Source organism: Streptomyces pilosus, from assembly GCF_014649835.1.
Taxonomy (GTDB): domain Bacteria; phylum Actinomycetota; class Actinomycetes; order Streptomycetales; family Streptomycetaceae; genus Streptomyces; species Streptomyces pilosus.
The window spans coordinates 85,394-102,460 of the sequence record NZ_BMTU01000002.1; the positions used below are offsets into that span (position 1 = coordinate 85,394).

1 protein-coding gene is annotated in these 17,067 nt (G+C 74.2%); it reads right to left on the minus strand.

Features of this window, described 5'->3' with window-relative positions; genetic code table 11:
* Positions 1-321: 321 nt before the first annotated feature.
* Positions 322-16,944, minus strand: a complete 16,623-nt coding sequence (locus tag IE118_RS05485; RefSeq protein ID WP_189556134.1) for a type I polyketide synthase — start codon at positions 16,942-16,944, stop codon at positions 322-324.
* Positions 16,945-17,067 lie beyond the last annotated feature (123 nt).

The following is a 17,067-nucleotide window of genomic DNA, read 5'->3' on the forward strand; positions in this document are numbered from 1 at the left end:
CGACGACAAGACGGCGACGACAAGACGGCGACGACAGGGACGGGCCGGGCTCATGGAGCCCGGCCCGTCCCTGTCGTCGCCCTGTCGTGCCACGTCTGAGCCTTCGACCGCCGGCGGAGGCGGTGAGACCGTGCAGCCGCGAGGGCGTCCCGCGGGCCGCACGCCGATGCCATGGCCTGTAGCCCGGCAGGGCGGGGCCGACGGACAGCACCTCCGACACGACCTGGCCGGCCGGCGCCCGCACGCCGGTCGGCCCGCCACCGCTTCTCACACGCGGTGACGGGCCGACCGGTTCGGGTGTCGCTCAGGTTCGGGTGTCGCTCAGGCCTCCAGTTCGCCGTCGAGCATCTTGAACAACTCGTCCGCGGTGGCCGTGGCCAAGCCCTCGTCGTCGGTCACCGGCACCGTGGCGGCGCCCTGCGCCTCCGCCCACAGGGCGGCCAGGGAACGCAGCCGCCGCTCGATCCGGGCCGCCTCCGTCCCGTCCGCCGCCACCGCGCTCAGCATCTGCTCGATCCGCGACAGGTCGGCGTCCAACGAGGCCAGATCAACACCGTTCACCCCGGCCCCGGCGGCCACCCCGGTCGTCCCGGCTGCCGCGGCAGCCGGGTCCGGCTGTTCGCCCACCATCTCGGTGCGCAGGAACTCCGCCACGGCCACCACGGTCGGGCAGTCGTAGATCAGCGTGGCGGGCAGCCGCTCCCCGGTGGCGCCGGAGAGCCGGTTGCGCAGTTCCAGCGCGGCCAGCGAGTCCAGCCCCATGTCCAGGAAGCCACGCTCGGGGGTGACGGCCTGCGGGCCGTCGTGTCCGAGCACGGCCGCCACATGCGTCGCGACGACATCCTGGAGCAGGCGCCCCGCTTCCTCCCAGGAGAGCTCCGCGAGCTGCTCGGCGAGCGACAGCTCGGCCTGAGGAGCGGAGGAGGCCCCGGCCACCGCGGACCGGCCGTCCGCCGTCACCGACCGGCCCCGCTCCGGAACCGACCCCACACGAGGACGGGCCTGCGTCACTTCGGGGAGCAAGCCGCGCAGCAGCGCGGGCAGTTCGTCCGGCCGCGCGCGCAGCGCCTCCATGTCGAACCGTACGGGGACCGGCGCCGCCTCGCTCGAAGCGACCGCCGCGTCGAACAGCGACAACCCTTCCGAGGCGGACAGTTCACGCACCCCGAGGTGGCGGATACGACCCGCGTCCACGGCCCGGGCGTCACCGTCGCCCGCCGTGCCCTCCCACAGTCCCCAGGCGAGGGAGTGGGCGGGGAGGCCGAGGTGGTGGCGGTGGTGGGCGAGGGCGTCGAGGAAGACGTTGGCGGCGGCGTAGTTGGCCTGTCCGGCGGCGAGGATCAGGCCGCCGGCCGAGGAGTAGAGGACGAACGCGGTGAGGGGGAGGTGGCGGGTGAGTTCGTGCAGGTGCCAGGCCCCGTCGACCTTCGGCCGCAGCACCCCTGCCACCCGGTCCGGTGTCATCGCGTCCACCACGCCGTTGTCCATGACGCCGGCGGCGTGGACGACGGCGGTCAGGGGACGCTCGTCGGGGATCCGTGCGAGGAGTGCGGCGAGTGCGGTCCGGTCGCCGGTGTCGCAGGCGGTGATGGTGACGGTGTGGGCGCCGAGGTCGGTGAGTTCGGCGCGCAGGGCCTCGGCGCCGGGGGCGTCGGGGCCACGGCGGCTGGTGAGCAGCAGATGGCGCACACCGTGCTCCGTCACCAGATGCCGGGCCAGCACGGCGCCCAGCAGCCCGGTTCCCCCGGTGATCAGCACCGTGCCTGCCGCGGACCACCGTACGGCCGGCTCCGTGGCCGCGGCCGGAGCCGCCGCACGGGCCAGCCGCGGCACCCGGACGTCGCCTTCGCGCAGGGCGAGCTCGGGCTCGCCCAGGGCCACGGCAGTGGGCAGGGCACGGGCGGACGCCGGTGAACCGTCCACGTCGATGATCGTGAACCTGCCGGGATTCTCCGCCTGCGCTGCCCGCACCGCTCCCCAGACGGGCGCAGCGCCCAGATCGACCGCCCCGTCCGCCGCGTCCGCGGACACGGCACCGCGCGTCACGACCACCAGCCGGGACGACACACACCGCTCGTCGGCCAGCCAGGCACGCATCGCGGCCAGCACCTCGTGGACCGACTCCCGCACCCGGTCCGGCACGGCCGCGTCCCCCGACGTCACGGAGAGGGCGACCACGTCCGGCACCGCTGCACCGTCCGGAATCTCATTCCACTCGGGCCACACGACCGGCTCCGCCGGACCCGCGACCCGTGCCGCCGGGTGGCCGGAGCCGGACAGCGGCTGCCACTCGACGCGGTACAGGGGAGACGCCGGTCCGCCCAACTGCCGTGCCGTCACCGGGCGCAGCGCCAAGGAGCCCACGGTCGCCACCGGACCGCCGTCGCTGTCGGAGATGTCCAGGGACACCCCGCCGTTGCCCACGGCCCGCAGCCGCACCCGGAGGGCTGCGGCGCCCGCCGCCCGCAGGGACGTACCGGCCCAGGCGAAGGGGATCCTGGTCTCCTGACTGCCGTCGGCCGGACCGTCGCCGGTCAGGAAGTCCGTCAGGTGCAGCGCGGCGTCCAGCAGCGCCGGATGGATCCCGTACTCCGCCGCGTCGACGGCCTCCTCGGGCAGGGCGATCTCTCCCAGGACCTCCCCGTCGTGCCTCCAGGCCCGCCGTACGCACCGGAACATCGGACCGTAGTCGTAACCCTGGTCCGCCAGTTCCGCGTACAGCGTCTCCACCGGGACGGGTGTGGCGCCCGCGGGAGGCCACACCGCGGCGTCCGCGGGGAGCGGCGCCGCGTCGTGAAGATCCTCGGGGGCGAGCACGCCGACCGCGTTCCGGGTCCAGGGAGCTGTGGGGTCGTCGGCATCGCGGGAGTGGATCTCCACGGTGCGGTGACCGGTGTCGTCCCCGGGTGCGCCGACGGTCACCTGGAGGGCGAGCGCGGTCCGGTGGGGGAGCGTGAGCGGGGCTTGGAGGGTGAGCTCGTCGAGGACGGGCATGCCGGCGTGACGACCCGCGTGGAGGGCGAGTTCGACCAGTGCCGTACCGGGCAGGAGGGTGGTCGCGTGGACGGCGTGGTGCGTGAGCCACGGGTGGGTGTCGGCGCTGACTCGTCCGGTGAGGGCGAGTGCGCCGGTCGCGGGCAGGGCGAGGACGGAGCCGAGGAGAGGGTGCGCGGCGGGTGCCTGTCCCAGGGCCGTCGGGTCACTGTGCGCGGACGGCGTGGCGTCGAGCCAGTAGCGCTTGCGCTGGAAGGCGTAGGTGGGCAGGTCGACGATGCGGGCACCGCGCCCGGCGAAGAACGCCTCCCAGTCGACCGTGGCGCCCCGGGTGTGCAACTCGCCGAGCCCCGTTACCAGTTGACCGACCTCGGGACGGTCGCGGCGCTGGGTCGCGACGAAGATCGCGTCGTCGCCGCAGCCGAGGCCGGCGAGGACGGCCTGGGGGCCCACCTCGACGAAGGTGCGGACGCCCTCGGCCTCCAGGGTCTGGATGCCGTCGTGGTAGCGGACCGTCTCACGGACATGGCGCACCCAGTACTCGGGATCCTGAAGCTCACCCGGCTCGGCCAGACGTCCGGTGACGTTCGACACCACGGACAGGCTCGCTTCGTGGTAGGTGAGCGTGGCGGCGATCTTGCGGAACTCCGCCAGCATCGGCTCCATCAGCGGCGAGTGGAAGGCATGGGACACCTTCAGCCGGGTCGTGCGCTCGAAGTGGGCGGCGACCTCCGTGACAGCCTTCTCGTCACCGGAAATCACCACGGAGCGCGGACCGTTGACGGCGGCGATGGCCACACCGTCGACCAGACGTGCGCGTACGTCGTCTTCCGTGGCCTGCACGGCGATCATCGCGCCACCTTCGGGCAGCGTGTCCATCAGCCGCGCCCGGGCCGCTACCAGCGTCGCCGCGTCCTCCAGCGAGAGCACGCCCGCGACATGCGCGGCGGCCAGCTCACCGATGGAGTGACCCGCCACCAGGTCCGGGCGCACACCCCACGACTCCAGCAGCCGGTAGAGGGCTACTTCGTAGGCGAAGAGAGCCGGCTGAGTGAACCCGGTTCGGTCCAGCTCACCCCCCTCCCACATCACCTCACGCAACGGCAACCCCAGCGCATCGATTACTTCATCGAGCACCCGCGTGAAGACAGGGAACGTCTCGTACAGCTCGCGCCCCATCCCCGCACGCTGGCTCCCCTGACCGGAGAACACGAAGGCTGTGCGACCGCTGGTCGGCGTGTGACCGGCTCGCTCGCCGGACGCCACCTCAGTCAGTCCACGCAGCAGTTCGTCGGAGTCGCGGCCCACCACCACGGCCCGGTGTTCCAGCACACTGCGCGTCGTGGCCAGCGAGAACGCCACATCCTGCGGCGTCAGGTCCGCGCGCCCCGTCAGATGTGCGGCGAGCTGCTGGGCCTGTGCCCGCAAGGCCGCCTCACCGCGTCCGGACACCACCCACGGCACCACCGGAAGCGGCACGGCGGAGTCACCGTCCTCGGTCTCACCCTCGACCGGCGCCTCCTCCAGGATCACGTGCGCGTTGGTCCCGCTCAGGCCGAAGGAGGACACACCCGCCCGGCGCGGACGGCCGTCGCTCTCCCACGGCCGGGCCTCGGTGAGCAGTTCCACCGCTCCCGCCGACCAGTCCACGTGCGGCGACGGCTCCTCCACGTGCAGGGTCCGGGGCAGCACCCCGTGTCGCATCGCCATGATCATCTTGATCACACCGGCGACGCCTGCCGCCGCCTGCGCATGCCCGATGTTGGACTTCAGCGACCCCAGCCACAGCGGGTCGTCCTCCGGCCGGTCCTGACCGTAGGTCGCGATGACCGCCTGCGCCTCGATCGGATCCCCGAGCGTCGTCCCGGTCCCGTGCGCCTCGACCACGTCCACGTCCGCTGCCCGCAGCCCCGCGGCCGTCAGGGCCTGCCGGATCACCCGCTGCTGCGACGGACCGTTCGGCGCCGTCAGGCCGTTCGACGCACCGTCCTGATTCACCGCCGAACCACGGACGACAGCCAGCACCCGGTGACCGTTGCGCCGCGCTTCCGACAGACGTTCCAGCACCAGCACACCCACGCCCTCGGACCAGCCCACGCCGTCGGCGGTGGCCGAGAACGCCTTGCAGCGGCCGTCCGGAGAGAGGCCCCGCTGCCTGCTGAAGTCCACGAAGGCGTCGAGGGTGGAGAGGAAGGTGACGCCACCCGCCAGGGCCATGGTGCACTCCCCGCTGCGCAGGGCCTGGGCCGCCAGGTGCAGGCTGACCAGCGACGAGGAGCAGGCGGTGTCCACCGACACGGTGGGGCCCTCCAGGCCGAAGAGGTAGGCGAGCCGTCCGGAGAGCACGCTGGCGGCGCTGCCGTTGGCGAGGTAGCCGACCACGTCCGCTGGGACGTCGTGCCCCAGGCGGGTCCCGTAGTCGTCGTACATGACGCCCGCGAACACTCCGGTCCGACTGCCACGGAGGGAGACCGGGTCGATCCCCGCCCGCTCGAATGCCTCCCAGGCGGTCTCCAGCAGCAGCCGCTGCTGCGGGTCCATGGCCAGGGCCTCACGCGGACTGATCCCGAAGAAGTCCGGATCGAACTCGGCGCCGTCGCGCAGGAAGCCGCCGTCCCGTACGTACGTCTTGCCGTCCTCCGGCTCCGGGGCGTACAGGCGTTCCACGTCCCATCCGCGGTCGGTGGGGAATCCGGAGACGGCGTCGACCCCGTCGGCGACGAGGCGCCACAGCTCCTCGGGACTGCGCACGTCACCCGGGTAGCGGCAGCTCATCCCGACGATGGCGATGGGATCGTCCGCCTGGCCCGCTCCGGACAGGCCCGCCCCGGCGGCCGTACCGGCGTCCGTCTTCGGATCGGGTGCGTCCAGTGCGTCGAAGAGTTCGCGTTTCAGCAACTCGGCGACGGCCAGCGACGTCGGATGGTCGAAGACGAGCGTGGCGGGCAACGCCAGGCCGGTACTGCCGCGCAGGGCGTTGCGCAACTCGACCGCGGCCAGCGAGTCGAAGCCCAGCTCACGGAACGCCCGTCCCGGCTCGACCGCTTCCGGGCCGTCATGCCCCAGGACCTTGGCGACCTGACCGCGCACCAGGTCCAGCAGCACCCGGTCGCGCTCGGCATCGGGCAGGCCGGTCAGCCGGCCGACGAGGGAGCCGCCGCCCGCAGCGCCGCCCACAGGATGTCCGGGCGCCGCGGCCAAGGCCCGGGGAACGGGCACCCGCGACAGGCCGCGCAGCAACGGTGGCAGATCGTCTCCACGGACCCGGAGCGCCGCCGGGTCGACTCGCACCGGGACCACCACCGGCTCGGCGGGGGACAGGGACAGCGCGCGGTCGAACAGGGCCAGGCCCTGCTCCCGGTTCAGCGCGGGCAGTCCGAGCCGGGCCATGCGCCGCAGGTCGGCCTCGTCGGGTTCGCCCATTCCGCTGCTCTCCTCCCACAGTCCCCAGGCGAGGGAGTGGGCGGGGAGGCCGAGGTGGTGGCGGTGATGGGCGAGGGCGTCGAGGAAGACGTTGGCGGCGGCGTAGTTGGCCTGTCCGGCGGCGAGGATCAGGCCGCCGGCCGAGGAGTAGAGGACGAACGCGGTGAGGGGGAGGTGGCGGGTGAGTTCGTGCAGGTGCCAGGCCCCGTCGACCTTCGGCCGCAGTACCCGTTCGGTCTGCTCCCCGGACAGGGAGGCGACCAGGCCCCCGTCCGCCACTCCGGCGGCGTGGACGACGGCGGTCAGGGGACGCTCGTCGGGGATCCGTGCGAGGAGTGCGGCGAGTGCGGTCCGGTCGCCGGTGTCGCAGGCGGTGACGGTGACGGTGTGGGCGCCGAGGTCGGTGAGTTCGGCGCGCAGGGCCTCGGCGCCGGGGGCGTCGGGGCCGCGGCGGCTGGTGAGCAGCAGATGGCGCACACCGTGCTCCGTCACCAGATGCCGGGCCAGCACGGCGCCCAGACCGCCGGTGCCACCGGTGATCAGGGTCGTGCCGTCCGACCGCCACCCGGATTCGGCCGGGTCCGGCCCGGAGGGCAGCACGCCGTTGATCCGGGCCAGGCGAGGTGCGCGAGCCTGCCCCGTACGCAGCGCCAACTCCGGCTCACCCGCCGCGAGTGCGAGGGCGGCAGGCATCGCGTTCACCGAGGCGTCGGTGCCGTCGATGTCCAGGACGGCGAACCGCCCGGGGTTCTCCTCGGCGGCCGCGCGTACGAGCCCCCACACGGGTGCCTGTGCCAGATCGACCGGGCCCCCGTCGGTGCCGACGGCGACCGCGCCCCGGGTGAGCACGACCAGGCGCGTACCGTCGAGGCGGTCCTCGGCGAGCCACTCCTGGAGCAGGCCCAGCAACTGCTGGGTGAGTGCGTGGGCGCGGCCCGGCAGGTCCGCGCCGTCTCCGTCGGACTCGGGTACCGGGAACACCACGGTCTGCGGAGCGGGCCCTGCGGAAGGGTCGGCCACGGCGGCCGCCAGGGCCGCCACATCGGAGTACTGGGCTACCCCGCCCAGGCCCGCGGCGGCGGACGTCGGCTCGGAAGCCGCAGTGCCGGAGCACAGTACGGCCCACCGCAGGTCGCCGTCGGCGGGCAGTGGCGCCGTCACGGCCTGCCACTCCACCCGGTGCAGCGGAACGTCGGCAGCGCGCTCCCCGGCCTCGCCCAGCCGTGCCTGATCCACCGGTCGGGACACCAGCTTCGACACGGTGGCCACCGGCAGACCGTCGGCGTCGGCCATCCGCATCACGGACGCCTCGGCACCGTCCAGCCTGGTGATCCACATCCGCAGCCCGGCCGCGCCCGCCGCGTGCGCGGTGACACCGCTCCAGGCGAACGGCAGCAGCACCGGACCGTCGCTCTCGTCCAGCAGGTCGACGTGCATGGCGGCGTCGAGCAGGGCGGGGTGGAGGATGTAGTCGGCTGCCTCGGCGGCGGTGCCGGGCTCCAGTGCCACCTCGGCGTAGATCTCGTCGCCGTCGCGCCACGCGGCCCGCAGGCCCTGGAACGCCGGACCGTAGGCGTACCCCCGGTCGTCCAGCAACGTGTAGGCGTCGGTCACGTCCAGCGGAACCGCGCCCGCCGGGGGCCACTGGGTCAGGTCGAACTCGGGATCCGGCTGGAGCGGGCTGAGGAAGCCGATGGCGTGGGTCGTCCAGGAGCCGGCGAAGTCGGAGTCGACCGCCCGGCCCTCCGGACGCGAGTGGATCTCCACGGACCGGCGGCCCGACGTGTCCGGCGCCCCCACGACGACCTGCAGGGCCACCGCGGTGCCCGTGGCCGGCGCGAGGGGTGCGTGAAGGGTCAGTTCCTCCACGACGGGGCAACCGGCGTGGCGGCCGGCCTGGAGCGCCAGTTCCGCGAACCCGGTGCCGGGGAACAGCACCGTGCCCATGACGACGTGGTCATCGAGCCAGGGCTGGGCGTCACCGGCGAGACGACCGGTGAGGACGAGTCCTCCGGTACCGGGCAGGGGCACGGCGGCGCTCAGGAGAGGGTGCTGCACCGGAAGTTGGCCGAGGCCGACGGGGTCGCCGTGGGTGGACGCGGTGGCGTCGAGCCAGTAGCGCCGGTGCTGGAAGGCGTAGGTGGGCAGGTCGACGGTGCGGGCGCCGCGCCCGGCGAAGAACGCCGCCCAGTCGACTGTGGCGCCCCGGGTGTGCAACTCGCCCAGCGCGGTCAGGACTTGCTGGAGCTCGGGGCGGTCGCGGCGCTGGGCGGCGACGAACACCGCGTCCTCGCCGCAGCCGAGACCCGCGAGGACGGCCTGCGGACCCACCTCCACGAAGGTGCGGACGCCCTCGGCCTCCAGGGCCTGGATGCCGTCGTGGTAGCGGACCGTCTCACGGACGTGCCGCACCCAGTACTCGGGATCCTGAAGTTCTCCCGGCTCGGCGAGGCGACCGGTCACGTTCGACACCACGGGCAGAGCCGCTGCGTGATACGTCAACCCGGACGCCACCCGGCGGAACTCGTCGAGCATCGGCTCCATCAGCGGTGAGTGGAAGGCATGCGACACCTTCAGCCGGGCCGTGCGCTCGAAGTGGGCGGCCACCTCCGTGACAGCCACCTCGTCACCGGAGATCACCACGAACCGGGCACCGTTCACGGCGGCGATGGCCACACCGTCGACGAGGCACTCGCGCACCTCATCCTCCGTCGCCTGGACGGCGATCATCGCGCCGCCCTTCGGCAGCGCGTCCATCAGCCGCGCCCGGGCAGCCACCAGCGTCGCCGCGTCCTCCAGCGAGAGCACACCCGCGACATGCGCGGCCGCCAGCTCACCGATGGAGTGGCCCGCTACCAGGTCCGGGCGTACACCCCACGACTCCAACAGCCGGTAGAGCGCTACCTCGTAGGCGAAGAGGGCCGGCTGAGTGAACCCGGTCCGGTCCAGCTCACCCCCCTCCCACATCACCTCACGCAGCGGCAGACCCAGAGCGTCGACCACCTCGTCCAGCGCCCGCGCGAAGACAGGGAACGCCTCGTACAACTCCCGTCCCATACCGGCGCGCTGGCTGCCCTGACCGGAGAACACGAACGCCGTCTTACCCTGCACCGGCGGTCCACCGACCCGCTCACCGGACGCCACCTCGGCCAGCCCGCGCAGCAACTCCTCACGGCTGGCCCCTACGACCACGGCTCGGTGCTCGAAGGCCGACCTGGTCGTGGCCAGTGAGAACGCCACATCCGACGGTGTCAGATCACCCCGACCGGACACGAACGCGGCCAGCCGCTCCGCCTGCGCCCGCAGCGCCGCCTCACCGCGCCCGGACACCACCCACGGCACCACCGGCAGCGGCACGGCGGAGTCACCGTCCTCCGTCTCACCCTCGACCGGCGCCTCCTCCAGGATCACGTGCGCATTGGTCCCGCTGATCCCGAACGACGACACACCCGCCCTGCGTGGACTGTCGTCCCGCGCCCACGGCCGGGCCTCGGTGAGCAGTTCCACCGCTCCCGCCGACCAGTCCACATGCGACGACGGCTCCTCCACGTGCAAGGTCTTCGGCAGCACCCCGTGCCGCATCGCCATCACCATCTTGATCACACCGGCCACACCCGCAGCCGCCTGCGCATGCCCGATGTTCGACTTCAACGACCCCAGCCACAACGGCTGATCGGCCGACCGCTCCTGACCGTAGGTCGCCAACAGCGCCTGCGCCTCGATCGGGTCCCCGAGGGTGGTGCCCGTCCCGTGCGCCTCGACCACATCCACGTCCGCTGCCCGCAGCCCCGCGGCCGCCAGGGCCTGCCGGATCACCCGCTGCTGCGACGGACCGTTCGGCGCCGTCAGGCCGTTCGACGCACCGTCCTGATTCACCGCCGAACCACGCACCACCGCCAGCACCCGATGACCGTTGCGCCGCGCGTCCGACAGACGCTCCACCACCAGCACACCCACGCCCTCGGACCAGCCCACGCCGTCGGCGGTGGCCGAGAACGCCTTGCAGCGGCCGTCCGCCGACAGACCACGCTGACGGCTGAAGTCCACGAAGGTGTCCGGCGTGGACATCACCGTCACACCGCCCGCCAGGGCGAGGGTGCACTCTCCGCGCCGCAGTGCCTGGATCGCCCAGTGCAGAGCGACCAGCGACGACGAGCAGGCGGTGTCCACGGTCACCGCGGGACCTTCCAGGCCCAGCGCGTAAGCGACCCGTCCGGACACGACGCTGGCCAGGCTGCCGTTGCCCAGGTAGCCGGCGATGTCCTCGGGGACCTGCTGCAGCCGGGTGCCCCAGTCGTGGTACATGACGCCGGCGAAGACACCGGTCGGGCTGCCGTGCAGGGACACCGGGTCGATCCCGGCCCGTTCCAATGCCTCCCAGGACGCTTCCAGGAGCAGCCGCTGCTGCGGGTCCATGGCCTGGGCCTCGCGCGGGCTGATCCCGAAGAACGCCGGGTCGAACGCGGCCGCGTCCTCGAGGAAGCCGCCCTCGCGGGTGTAGGTGCGTCCCGGGGTGCCGGGCTCGGGGTCGTAGAGGTTCGCGACGTCCCAGCCGCGGTCGCCGGGGAAGGGTGACACGCCGTCCCCGCCCTCGGCGACCAGCTCCCACAGCTGTTCCGGTGAGGCCGCGCCGCCCGGGTAGCGGCAGCTCATGCCGACGATGACGATCGGATCGTCGTCGGCAGGGACCGTGGTGGCCGCCGTGGTGGCCGCCGTCGACATCGTCGCCGTGGTCGGGCCGGCCACGGTGTCCAGCGACACCTGGAGGATGTGCGCGGCGAGGGCGCGGGGCGTGGGATGGTCGAAAACCAGGGTGGAGGGCAGGCGCAGGCCGGTGGCGGCGTTGAGCAGGTTGCGCAGTTCGACCGCGGCCAGCGAGTCGAAACCGATCTCGTTGAAGGCGCGGGCGGGCTCGACGGCCGTCGCGTCGTCGTGACCGAGCACGGCGGCCACCCGGTCGCGCACCAGCTCCAGTACGCGCTCTTGCCGCTCGGGTTCGGGGTGGGCGAGCAGGGCCTGTGCGAACGGCAGTTCCTGCCCCGGGCCGGGCAGCCCTCCGGCGGCGGGGCGGGGGTGCGCCGTGTGCGGTGCCGGCCGTACGGGGCGTACGACGGTCCTGAGCAGGGGTGGGATACCGTCCGGGCGGGCCCGGACGGCGGCCGCGTCGACGCGCACGGTCAGGGCGACCGCGGTGTCCGGTGCGGCACAGGCCCGGTCGAACAGGGCGAGGCTCTCCGCGGGGGAGAGCGGGGCGAGTCCCTGGCGTTCGATGCGTCTCAGATCGGCGGTGCCGAGGGTGGTGCCCATGCCCCCACCGCCCGCCCACAGGCTCCACACGTGGGACTGGGCGGGCAGACCCTGGGCCCGGCGGTGGTGGGCGAGGGCGTTCAGGAAGGCGTTGGCGGCCGCGTAGTTCCCCTGCCCGGGAGCGTCCAGCAGGCCGGAGGTCGAGGAGACGAGGACGAACGCGGTCAGCGGCGACTCGCGAGTCAGTTCGTGGAGGTGCCAGGCCGCGTCGGCCTTCGGCCGCAGCACGCCGTCGATGCGCTCGGTGGTGAGGCCGCCCAGCAGGGCGTCGTCGAGTGTCCCGGCCGCGTGCACCACGCCCGTGAGCGGGTGTTCGGCGTCGATGCCGGCCAGCAGGCCGGCCAGGGCGTCCCGGTCGCCCACGTCGCAGGCGGCCACGCGTACCCGGGCACCCAGTGCCGTCAGCTCGGCCGCCAGTTCGGCGGCTCCGTCCGCGGCCTCGCCCCGGCGTCCGGCGAGCAGCAGATGGCGTACTCCGTGACGCTGCGCCAGATGGCGGGCGATCTCCCGGCCGACGCCGCCCGTCCCGCCGGTGATCAGGACCGTGCCCGCCGGGTCCCAGGGCCCCGCGGTGGATTCGAGGCCGCCGTCCGTCCCGCCGGGGACGCGCACGGCACGGGGAACCCAGACGGCGTCCTGCCGCAGCGCGGACTCGGGTTCCGGGGTGGCCGACGCCGCGGCGGCGAGGAGCCCCGCCGGGGAGTGCCGCGCGGCGTCGTCGTCGACGAGCACCACCCGGTCCGGATACTCGGCCTGGGCCGAACGCACCAGGCCGCGCACGGCGGCCCCCGCCAGGTCGGTGAGCTCCTCGTCGGCGCCCACCGCCGCCGCACCCCGCGTGACGAACACCAGCCGCGTACCGGGGGGCAGCCCGTCGGCGCCGTCCTCGTCCCCGTCGACCAGCCAGGTCCGCAGGAGTGCGAGCGCCCAGGCGGTGGCGGCGCGTACCCGGTCCGGCACGGTACCGCCCGCTGCCGGTTCCGGCACCGGGAGTTCGGCGAGGACGACCTCGGGCAGGCGGGCGGGCGCGTCGAGCAGGGCGGCCAGCTCCGCCGCCCCGTCGACCCGGGCCCAGGTGCCCGGCGCCGACGACATGGGTACGGCGGGGCCGCGCTCCCACGTCAGGCCGTACACGGGGCGCGGGCCCGCTCCTGAGGCGGTCAGCCGTCCGGTGGGGACCGGGCGGGACACCAGTGAGCCGACCGACGCCACCGGGGCGCCGGTCGTGTCCGTGATCTCCAGCGCCAGGCTTCCGGACGCGTCGCCGTCCGGGGCGGTGATGCGTACCCGCACGCGTGCGGCACCCCGTGCGTACACCCGCACGCCGGACCAGGCGAACGGGATGGCGGCCGGCGCGTCCCGCGGGACGGTGCCGGAGGTGAGGAAGTCGGCGCTGTGCAGGGCGGCGTCCAGCAGGGCCGGGTGCAGACCGTAGGCGTCCGCGCCGGCGGCGGTCGCGTCGTCCAGCGCGACCTCCGCGTACACGCCGTCCGCGTGCCGCCAGACCGCCCGCACACCCTGGAACGGCGGTCCGTAGCCGTAGCCCAGGGCGGCCAGGTCGCGGTACAGCGAGGAGGTGTCCACGGGGACGGCGCCCCGCGGCGGCCACACGCCCGCCTCCGCGCCCGCCGGCGGCGCGGCGGCCGGTGCGGTGGCCGGTGCAATGGGGGACAGCGTCCCGGAGACGTGCCGGGTCCACGCCGTCTGCTCCCCGCCCTCCCCGCCCTGCCCGTCGTCGCCGGTGTCGGCGGTGTCCTCCGGACGGGAGTGGACGGTGAGGACGCGGCGCCCGGACGGGTCGGGCCCGCCCACCGTCACCTGGAGCGCCACGCCACCGCGCTCGGGCAGGACGAGCGGCGCCTCGATGGTCAGTTCGTCGATCCACGGGCAGCCGGTCAGCTCGCCCGCGTGGGCGGCGAGCTCCACGAAGGCGGTGCCGGGCAGCAGGGGCGTGTCCAGGATGAGATGGTCGGCCAGCCACGGCTGCGTGCGCTGGGAGAGCCGGCCGGTGAGCACCAGGCCGTCCGAGCCGGGCAGCGCGACCAAGGCACCCAGCAGCGGGTGGGCCGCGGGAGCCTGGCCGAAGCCGGTGGCGTCACCGGTAGCGGCGGGGGCGTGCAGCCAGTAGTGGCGGTGCTGGAAGGGGTACGTCGGCAGGTCCACGTGCCGGGGTGCCCGGCCGTCCGTGTGCCGTTCGAGGACCGCGCTCCACCGGACGGTCCGGCCGCGTACGTGGAGCTGGGCGAGGCAGGCCAGCAGGCCCTGCTCCTGCGGTCGTTCGCGGCGCAGCGGGGCGACCGTCAGCACGTCCTCGCCGGCAAGTGACTCCTGGACCAGGGCGGTCAGGGTCCGGTCGGGGCCGACCTCCACGAAGACGGTGGCACCGGCGTCCGCCAGGGCCGTCGTACCGTCGTGGAAGCGCACCGCCTCACGTGCGTGGCGTACCCAGTACTCCGGGTCGCACAGGTCGTCGGGCGCCGCCTCGGCGCCCAGCACCGTGGACACCAGCGGAATCGTGGGCGGACGGTAGTCCAGCACCTGCGCCACCCGCCGGAACTCGGCGAGCATCGGCTCCATGAGGGGGGAGTGGAAGGCGTGCGACACCCGTAGGGCGACGGTCCGCCCGAACCGCCCGGCGATCTCGGCCACGGGACCGGCCGCGCCGGAGACGACCACCGACGCCGGGCCGTTCACGGCGGCGACACCGACATCCGTACGGTCACCGAGCGCCGCGCGGACCTCCGCCTCGGAGGCGCGCACGGCCACCATCGCCCCGCCCTCCGGCAGCGCCTGCATCAGCCTGCCCCGGGCGGCCACCAGAGTCGCCGCGTCCTCCAGGGACAGCACGCCCGCCACATGGGCGGCGGCGATCTCACCGACCGAGTGGCCCGCCACCAGGTCCGGCACCACGCCCCAGTGCTCCAGCAGCCGGTACAGGGCCACCTCGAACGCGAACAGCGCGGGCTGCGTGTACTCCGTCCGGTCCAGCAGGTGCCCACCGTCCGCCGCCGGGGTGGTGTCCCACATCACCTCCCGCAGCGGGCGGTCCGACTGGACGTCCAGATGGCCCACGACCTCGTCCAGGGCGGCGGCGAACACCGGGTACCGGTCGTAGAGTTCCCGCCCCATGCCGGCCCACTGGCTGCCCTGGCCGGAGAACAGGAACGCGGTGCGCCCCTCGACGGGCTCCCCGGTGACCAGGGCGGAGTGCTCCGTGCCGGCCGACAGGGCGGCGAGGCCGCGCAGTGCCTCCTCCCTGCCGTACGGCAGCAGCACGGCCCGGTGCTCCAGCGCGGCCCGGCCGACGGCCAGGGCGTGGGCCACATCGCCCAGCTCGTCCTCTGCGGCCGTCTCCCCGTCGCCTCCGGCGAGGCGGGTGCGCAGCTGCCCGGCCTGGGCGCGCAGCGCCGCCCGGCTCCGGGCCGACACGACCAGCGGCACCGGTGCCGGCAGGGGTGCGCCGTCGGCGCCGGCCGGGTCCTCGGCCCGCTCCCGCGCTGCCGGGCCGGCCTGCTGCCCCGGTGCCTCCTCCAGGATGACGTGCGCGTTGGTGCCGCTGATGCCGAACGACGACACCCCGGCGCGGCGCGGGCGTCCGTCCGCCGGCCACGGGAGGGACTCGGTCAGCAGCTCCACGGCACCCGCCGACCAGTCGACGTGCGGGGTGGGCCGGTCGACGTGGAGCGTTCGCGGCAGCACGCCGTGCCGCATCGCCATGACCATCTTGATCACCCCCGCGACGCCGGCCGCCGCCTGGGTGTGCCCGATGTTGGACTTGAGCGAGCCGAGCCGCAGCGGACTGTCCTCAGGCCGCCCCTGGCCGTAGGTGGCGAGCAGCGCCTGGGCCTCGATCGGGTCACCCAGCGTCGTACCGGTACCGTGCGCCTCCACCGCGTCCACGTCGGCGGGGTCCAGGCCCGCCGCCGCCAACGCCTGCTCGATGACGCGCTGCTGGGAGGGGCCGTTGGGCGCGGTCAGGCCGTTGGAGGCACCGTCCTGGTTCACGGCGGAGCCGCGGACCACCGCCAGGACGCGCCGGCCCTCGCGCCGGGCGTCCGACAGCCGCATCAGGACCAGCACACCGGCCCCCTCGCCCCAGCCGGTACCGTCGGCCGCCGCCGCGAACGGCTTGCAGACGCCGTCCGGGGCCAGACCCCGCTGCCGGCTGAAGGAGGTGAAGACACCCGGGCTGCCGATGACGGCCACACCACCGGCGAGGGCGAGCGAGCACTCACGCTGCCGCAGCGACTGGCAGGCGAGGTGCAGCGCCACCAGGGAGCCCGAGCAGGCCGTGTCCACGGTGAGGGTGGGGCCCTCCAGGCCGAGCGTGTAGGCGGCGCGGCCGGAGACGACACTGGGCGCGATACCGGTGAGCAGGTATCCGTCCAGGCCGTCGGGTGCCTCGTGCAGACGGAACCCGTACTCCTGCGGCTCCGCGCCGATGAAGGCCCCCGAGCGGCTGCCGCGCAGGGAGTGCGGATCGACGCCCGCGTGCTCCAGGGCCTCCCAGCACAGCTCCAGGACCAGCCGCTGCTGCGGGTCCATGGCGGAGGCCTCGCGGGGCCCGATGCCGAAGAACTCGGCGTCGAAACCGCCCGCGTCCTCCAGGAAGGCGGCGTCGCGCACATAGCTCTTGCCGGGCTTGGCGGGGTCGGGGTCGTAGAGGTCGTCCACGTCCCAGCCGCGGTCGGTGGGCAGGGGGGAGAGGGCGTGACGCTCCTCGGCCACCAGACGCCACAGGGCGTCCGGTGAGGTGGCGCCGCCGGGGTAGCGGCAGCCGATGCCGACGATGGCGATCGGCTCGTGCGGGTCGGCGTCCGCCGGGACGGCCGGCCGGTCCGCGGCCGTCCTCCGGGTGGGGGCCTCGCCGAGCAGCCGCCCGGACAGGAAACGGGCCAGCGCGAGGGGCGTCGGATGGTCGAAGACCATCGTGACGGGCAGGTCCGCTCCGGTGGCGGCCACCAGCCGTGCGTGCAGTTCGACGGCTGCCAGCGAGTCGAACCCCTGCTCCTGGAACGGCAGTCCGGCCTCCACCGGGCCCGTGGCACCGGGGGCCAGCGCGGCCACGACGGCCGCCGCGCGGGTGCGCACCAGATCCAGCACCAGGGCCTCACGGGCCGAGGCCGGCAGACTCCGCAACCGCCGGATCAACGCCTCTCCGTCGCCCGGCCCCCCGTCGCCCGCCACCTCGTCAGGAATGAGATCCCTGGACTCGCTCATCCGCGCACTCCACTGTTCCGGTACGTGAGGAATTACCGCACTGCACCGCACGACACGTCGCTGCGCGGCACCGCGGTGCACACTTCTGAGGAAGGGGTCGTCAAGACGCGCCACCTCGGCGTC

Excerpts from the sequence above, each read along its gene's own strand:
- IE118_RS05485 (WP_189556134.1), bottom strand. The coding sequence starts at position 16,944 with ATGAGCGAGTCCAGGGATCTCATTCCTGACGAGGTGGCGGGCGACGGG.